This window comes from Vibrio sp. V42_P2S4T144 (genome assembly GCF_009904715.1).
GTDB classification, from domain to species: Bacteria; Pseudomonadota; Gammaproteobacteria; order Enterobacterales; family Vibrionaceae; genus Vibrio; species Vibrio alginolyticus.
Genome location: NZ_WXWS01000157.1, coordinates 1 through 4,746, shown reverse-complemented (window position 1 = coordinate 4,746; position 4,746 = coordinate 1). Strand labels below are relative to the sequence as shown.

Annotated in this window: 6 protein-coding genes; 5 read left to right on the top strand and 1 reads right to left on the bottom strand. The window is 41.6% G+C overall.

Annotated features, from left to right (window positions below; all coding sequences use genetic code 11):
* On the top strand, window positions 1–439 hold a 439-nt coding region (locus CAG68_RS05575; RefSeq protein WP_237667850.1), incomplete at its 5' end, for a hypothetical protein.
* 127 nt (window positions 440–566) lie between these two features.
* On the opposite strand, the gene CAG68_RS05570 is transcribed toward CAG68_RS05575, so the two are convergent.
* Window positions 567–1,766, bottom strand: coding sequence for an IS4 family transposase (locus CAG68_RS05570; RefSeq protein ID WP_161440899.1), 1,200 nt, complete (start codon window positions 1,764–1,766; stop codon window positions 567–569).
* Window positions 1,767–2,006: 240 nt separating this feature from the next.
* On the opposite strand from CAG68_RS05570, the gene CAG68_RS05565 reads away from it, so the two are divergent.
* From CAG68_RS05565 to CAG68_RS05540, 4 genes are all read left to right on the top strand, one after another.
* Entirely contained in the window at window positions 2,007–2,294 is a 288-nt protein-coding gene (locus CAG68_RS05565; RefSeq protein WP_161440898.1) for a hypothetical protein, read from the top strand.
* 134 nt (window positions 2,295–2,428) lie between these two features.
* Complete coding sequence (locus CAG68_RS05555; RefSeq protein ID WP_017635398.1) at window positions 2,429–2,770, top strand: SH3 domain-containing protein; 342 nt, start codon at window positions 2,429–2,431, stop codon at window positions 2,768–2,770.
* A gap of 141 nt (window positions 2,771–2,911) precedes the next feature.
* Complete coding sequence (locus tag CAG68_RS05545) at window positions 2,912–3,850, top strand: hypothetical protein (protein ID WP_161440897.1); 939 nt, start codon at window positions 2,912–2,914, stop codon at window positions 3,848–3,850.
* 120 nt (window positions 3,851–3,970) lie between these two features.
* The gene (locus CAG68_RS05540) at window positions 3,971–4,654 is read left to right on the top strand and encodes a hypothetical protein (RefSeq protein WP_161440896.1); all 684 of its coding nucleotides are present in this window, start codon (window positions 3,971–3,973) and stop codon (window positions 4,652–4,654) included.
* Window positions 4,655–4,746 lie beyond the last annotated feature (92 nt).

The window sequence follows — 4,746 nt, the reverse complement described above, 5'->3', positions numbered from 1 at the left end:
CTTTAGATATGAAGTTGGAGGTCTTGATATTTCGACGGAATTTATAATAGTGAGTCGTGATTCAGTATCATTTTGTGACTTGGAAATAGATTTTACCCAACACTGTGAAACTGTTATGAAAACTATTATAACAGAAAATGAATTTACAACCATAAATAAAAAAATCGTGATGTATATTCTAGATAAAACAAATTCTGAAGTATGCTTTCTTGCTACGCATACGATTCCTAAGACAACAATTGAAGCTGATAATGTTATTGAAGATACAAAAAAACGAACTTCTGGTACACCGTATAGTTGGGAGGAGATTGAAATGTATAAAAATATCCCTAGTTCAAGCTTCAAAAGTGATAAAAAACTTATAAAGGCGTTTGTAGACTATTTAGGAAAATATGATCCTAATTCCAGTAAATATCAGAAGCACTTGATCAACACATAACAAACTGTTTAAGAGTGATTCGCAACGCGTGGCATTTTTATCATGCGTTGGTTTAAGTGATTAAGGTGGTATGCGGCGGCATTGGTATTGCGTTGCTCACACCTTAACAGGGCGCTGGCGGATCCCCTCATAATTCTCCCAACCCACAGGTATGCGTTAGGCGCTGATATTCCATCATTGCCCAGTGATATTGGGACTCTTGTATTCGGTACCTCCGATGACAACGTACTTCCTTACCAAGCCTAGGAATTGAGAGCACCCGACGATGCTTGATGGTGTTGGCTTGGAAGTCGTAATGCCAATTGGCCTGCATGGCGATTAAGCCATTCCACCACATGATGATTTCGGCCATCAATGCCATAAGCAATAAGATATCAATGCGCTTGGTGCAACGTGTTCGATTATGGCGGAGCGCCAACCCGTAGGCTGGGCTTTTTAGATCTCGGAATGACTCTTCAATTTGCATTCTTTTGGCGTACAAACGGGTTACTCTAATGCTGTTAAGTACATGATTGGGGATGTTCGTGACCAGAAGCCAAGGTTCCTTTGCTCCTTTGTTGAACACTTTTCCTGCCGAGTGTTTTTGGCACGTTCGGCTGTGTCGATGGGCTTTTCTGCCTTTGGGATGAGTCTTGTATAAGTAAGCAAAGCACTTAAGCGGTGAGCGCTTAGCAAGTTGGCTTTCCCCTAAAAACTGCGGCTTATCTGTTGCTTGAGGGTAAAACGCTTTATTCCATTGCCAAGAGTGTTCACCACATTTAATCGAGACTTCGCCACGTACACGTCCAAGCCAGAACCAACCTTTGTTGGCGACTTGCCGAAACCAAGTATTTCTAAAGCCTGCGTCGGAGACAATGATAGGTGTGCAACCTTCTGGGAGCAAAGACTGAAGCTTATCGAGAAAGTGTTGATGGCTCTTCGGTGAGTTATAGTTTTTGTACTCAAATGCCTGCTCATAAAGCGTGACGGCGCGTCCTTTAACAGATACCGAAGCGCGTAATGTCATATAGCGCAGTTGCTCTCGAACATCAGACCAATCAACCAGGACCACGGGAAAAGGATTAGCACGGGTAATAAAGGAGGCATGCCATTTATATATGGACTCTTTTTCACGGTGTAGATTGCGATTACCAAGTAGTCGGTCGATACGTTTGATGGCATGTTTCACGGTGGTATCAGTGTCGAGAGCTCTTCCAATTTTAGTGAGTGTTAGATCAGAGCCATCCAGAACCGCTTTGGTTGCAAGTATCAGAGAGCTAAGTCGTTTTTTGTGAATTTCAGGGCATTGATTCTCAATCGTTTGCTGTAGAATTTGAATGTCGCGCATCGTTAGGGCTCCCTATTAAATCCATTTAATCAGGTGTGTTTTTGGCGAAATTCATTAGATCAGAATGAGCGATGTGCGTCTACTCATTGTTTTATATAGAAATTATGAGGGGATTCGTAAGAATTGGGCGTTATGTGCTATGCATCTAATTTGGGCTGTATCGCATAATCAGTACAGGTTTTAAGGAATGTTTCCAGTTATAGATTAGGGTTTTCGAGAGTGCAAATGGAGTTCTCGCTTATGAATACTTGGAAAAATAAAAGATTAAACAGGTGGAAACAAACTCGTAAAAATGGGCGGGGTCATTACGTTTTAAAAACTACTTTAATTGCAGCTGGTTCAGTCTTGTTTGGAAAAACTGTTGGTTTCATCCTATTTGACAAAGTTCGCACGTGGTTAGAATTCTGGTTTGATTTTGGTTTGTCGACACTGATATTACTTGCTCTTGGGGTAGTTCTAGGTTTTGTAACGTGGAGTGTCTCAGAGTCTTGGTATAGGCGAGAAATTAATAAACAAGAACGCACATAACAAACTGTTCAAGAGTGATTCGGCACGCGTGGCATTTTTACTATGCGTTGGTTTTAGTGGTTAAGGTGGCATGCGGGAGCTTCGGTATTGCGTTGCTCACACCTTAACAGGGCGTTATGTACTTTGGAGAAAATATGGAAGTAGTCGCTACGGAAAAACACGTCTCAGAATATCCCAATCCGTTTTATTTGAAACAAGGTGATAAAGTGGCTCTCGGTGCAATTGACGACGAGTTTCCCAATTGGATTTTTATAACCAGTAGTGAAGGTCTGCAGGGTTGGGCTCCAGTTCAATATATCGAAAAGATTGAAGGAATCTCAGAAGGTGTTTTGCGTTATGATTATGACAATGTTGAGCTCAATACAGTCATTGGTGAAAAGCTGTCAGTGCAGTTTGAACTCAATGAGTGGTATCGAGTTTCGAGGTCAACGGGTGAAATTGGTTGGGTACCAGTGCGCTCGGTACAACGTACATAACAAATTGTTCAAGAGTGATTCGGCACGCGTGGCATTTTCACTATGCGTTAGGTTCAGTGGTTGAGGTGTTATGCGGAAGCTTAGGTATTGCGTGCCTCACACCTTAACAAGGCGTTATAAATCACATGAGTTCGGAGGGTTATGGGTATCTCAATGTTAGAAATAAGTAAAACTGCAATGTATCACGGAGAATTTACAGATCGTAAAAAAGAATTCTCAGAAGCATGTCAATGGTTATCCGAAGAGATGGGTTTTCCATATAAAAGTACTCGAATGGGCGACTACGAGCGGTTACTAAAAACATTTGTAAACCCCGGAGCAAAAGCACCTACGGACCGAGACCTATTTGATGATTTCTATCATTTTATGCAAGCAGCGACCGAAGCGTGCCAGATCATTCGTTTGTGGAATACTTTTAAAGATGGTAAGCATGAGGGCTTAAAAGACCGTATCAAACATGTCATGTCTGGTAAAAGCATACGTGCCGAAGCAATCAAAAAGAACAAAAAAGGACAAAATGATGACCCAGCACGAGATTTCGCGTTTGAGCTAAACATTGCCTCTAGGTTTCTCAAAGGTGGCTATGACGTCGACCTAACGGATGACTGCGATGTGGTTGTTACTATTGGTAAAGACAGATTGTATGTAGAGTGCAAACGTATAAAATCTTTGAAAAAATTGGCCTCTCGTATCAAAGAAGCATCAAACCAGATAGATACACGTATTGGTGCAAATCGTAAAAATAAGTATGGCTTAATAGCACTGGATGTGACTGATGTGCTCTTGCCTGAGGGTACGGTTACAGCAACAAGCGATGTACGTCTGTATGACATGGAAATACAAAAAGCGATTACAGATTTCGCTAGAGGGCAGCAAGATGTATCAGACAAAAATGCAGGTCGTAATGTAGCAGGTATTCTATTTGAATTTAGTTCAAGCGCTTTCTTTTCTCATGAGGAAAAGGAACCTGCTTTGGGTTTTGGACGCGCAGCGTGTATGTATAGGCAGGCTAGTCAGAGTAAAAAGTCGTTGGCTCTAGTCTCTGGTTTTATGGACAAAATCGCCAACCAAAACTTATAGAGTTCAGATTTATAACAAAGCATTTAAGAGTGATTCGCAACGCTTGGCGCTTTCGCTTCGCTCAAGTATAGCCAAGCGTCGCTCACACCTTAATGCGGCGTTAGCCTTCAAGGAGAGAGAGTGGAAGAATTAAAAGGTAAGGTTATTAGAGGCAGAAAAGTTCATTTTGCACATCGACGGTTTTATTCAATAGCAAAGTATGCCAGAGATAATGTTCGTAATAATCCGGACTTGGCAATTGTATGTTTGACGTACTCATTTAGCACTATCGAAGCATTTATCAATGAGTCTTTATGTTCCCGAGAACTATTTTGCGGCGGTAGGTTATCTGCTAGAGAGAGGCAAATGTATGACAGATTAAAGAGGCTTGTCACAGGGCGAGATGCACATAAAGTTTCTATTTTAAAAAAATATAAAACAGCTAAGAATATCTTTTCACGCCAGAGGTTTCGTCCTAACTCTCAACCAGACCAAAATTTTGAAGTTTTGAGGAAGCTGAGAAATGCCGTCATACATCGTGCGCCAGAAGTGATTATGTCTGAGCGAGTGATCGGCGAAAATGGAGTTACGCTTAGCGTAGAGTACCCCCGACCTGAGACACAAATAAAATATTTAGTCAGTATAGGTGTGCTAGAAGCATTCGATGAGGCAGATAGTTGGCTTTGTAGCATTGAAACTACGCAGTTCTGTGAGTGGTGTTGTCGTGTCGCGTTGGACGTAACAAACTTTTTTCTTAATTCACTAGAAAACGGCGTGTATAAGGACAAAATCATTGAACAAATGTCCTTGGAAATTGAAGGCTAACAAAGCATTCAAGAGTGATTCGCAACGCTTGGCAGTTTCGCTTCGCTCAAGTATAGCCAAGCGCCGCTCACACCTTAATGCGGCGTTAGTTT

What these genes read in the sequence shown, in the direction of transcription:
- CAG68_RS05565 (WP_161440898.1), top strand. Translation starts at nt 2,007, where the DNA reads ATGAATACTTGGAAAAATAAAAGATTAAACAGGTGGAAACAAACTCGT.
- CAG68_RS05570 (WP_161440899.1), bottom strand. Translation starts at nt 1,766, where the DNA reads ATGCGCGACATTCAAATTCTACAGCAAACGATTGAGAATCAATGCCCT.
- CAG68_RS05545 (WP_161440897.1), top strand. Translation starts at nt 2,912, where the DNA reads ATGGGTATCTCAATGTTAGAAATAAGTAAAACTGCAATGTATCACGGA.
- CAG68_RS05555 (WP_017635398.1), top strand. Translation starts at nt 2,429, where the DNA reads ATGGAAGTAGTCGCTACGGAAAAACACGTCTCAGAATATCCCAATCCG.